Origin of the sequence: Coprococcus intestinihominis, assembly GCF_040096555.1 — a bacterium.
GTDB lineage: Bacteria > Bacillota > Clostridia > Lachnospirales > Lachnospiraceae > Coprococcus_A > Coprococcus_A intestinihominis.
In genome coordinates this window covers 1-1,020 of the sequence record NZ_JBBMEK010000477.1, presented here as the reverse complement: position 1 = coordinate 1,020, position 1,020 = coordinate 1, and the positions used below count along the sequence as shown (strand labels likewise).

Annotated in this window: 2 protein-coding genes and 1 pseudogene; all 3 read left to right on the top strand. The window is 44.0% G+C overall.

What is annotated here, in order from left to right:
- Positions 1-178: 178 nt before the first annotated feature.
- Positions 179-451 carry a helix-turn-helix domain-containing protein gene (locus WMO25_RS18325; RefSeq protein ID WP_002593556.1) on the top strand — a complete coding sequence of 91 codons (273 nt, stop codon included), beginning with the start codon at positions 179-181 and terminating at the stop codon, positions 449-451.
- Entirely contained in the window at positions 411-788 is a 378-nt protein-coding gene (locus WMO25_RS18320; protein ID WP_005927690.1) for a TnpV protein, read from the top strand. The genes WMO25_RS18325 and WMO25_RS18320 overlap by 41 nt, the downstream gene beginning before the upstream one ends.
- Before the next feature lie 29 nt (positions 789-817).
- Positions 818-1,020: pseudogene (locus tag WMO25_RS18315) on the top strand (DUF3658 domain-containing protein); the annotation flags it as partial.

Sequence of the window (1,020 nt, the reverse complement as noted above, 5' to 3'; positions counted from 1 at the left end):
AAGCAGTTCATGGCTAATTAGTTGGAACAAAAAACGAAAGGAAAAGCACAATCCAGACGGTATCAGCGGCAGGCTACAAGAATAAATTGTGATTTCACAAGATTGGTGCTATAATAAGAGAAAAGTTCCTGCCGGGGCAGCCGCCCCGGTGGTATAGATAGAAAGGCAGGAAAACAATATGCACATCAGCTATAAGCCACTCTGGCACACACTGTTAGAGCGTGATATGAGAAAAGAGGATTTAAGGCTTGCCGCTGGTATGACAACAAATATGATTGCCAACATGAGCAAAGAGGGAAAGCACATCAGCATGGATACATTAGCCCGTATCTGCGAAACGCTGAATTGTGAGATTACCGATGTGATTGAGTTAGTACCAGACGAGCCTGCTTCCACAGGAGGTAAGGAACATGAGCGAATTGAAACCAAGAATAACGGAAAACGGAATTGATTATATCCTTGTCGGAGATTATTACATCCCGGACTTGAAACTGCCGGAGGAACACCGCCCTATCGGAAAGTACGGACGGATGCACCGGGAATATTTAAGGGAAGTCCACCCAGCCAGATTGAATACATTGATACTGACCGGGGAATTGTGGACATATCTTGCAGACCTGAACGAACAGGCACAGGAACGGTTAGACACCATCATGGAGCAGATGAAAACTGCCGAGGGCGTAACCGAGGAATTGAAGCGTACCCACCAAATGGAATGGGTGCAGCGTTGCAATAACATTCATAACCGGGCAGAAGAAATTGTTTTGCATGAGATGATTTATTCATAACGGGAGCAATTAAATCGGAGGTATATAAGATGATTGAAATTGTATTTGGTGAAAGTGCCTGTGGAAGTTTGAAAATTGCCCAAACTTACGGCAAGGGAAAGTATAGAGGAAGTGCTGTTTCAATATTTATGAGGCATGAAGACGGGAGTGTTCCATCTTCAGATGAAATGAAAAAAGCACAGCTTCAAGCACAGGAACAAGAACGCATTGCTTGGGAGAATGCTATTCCATT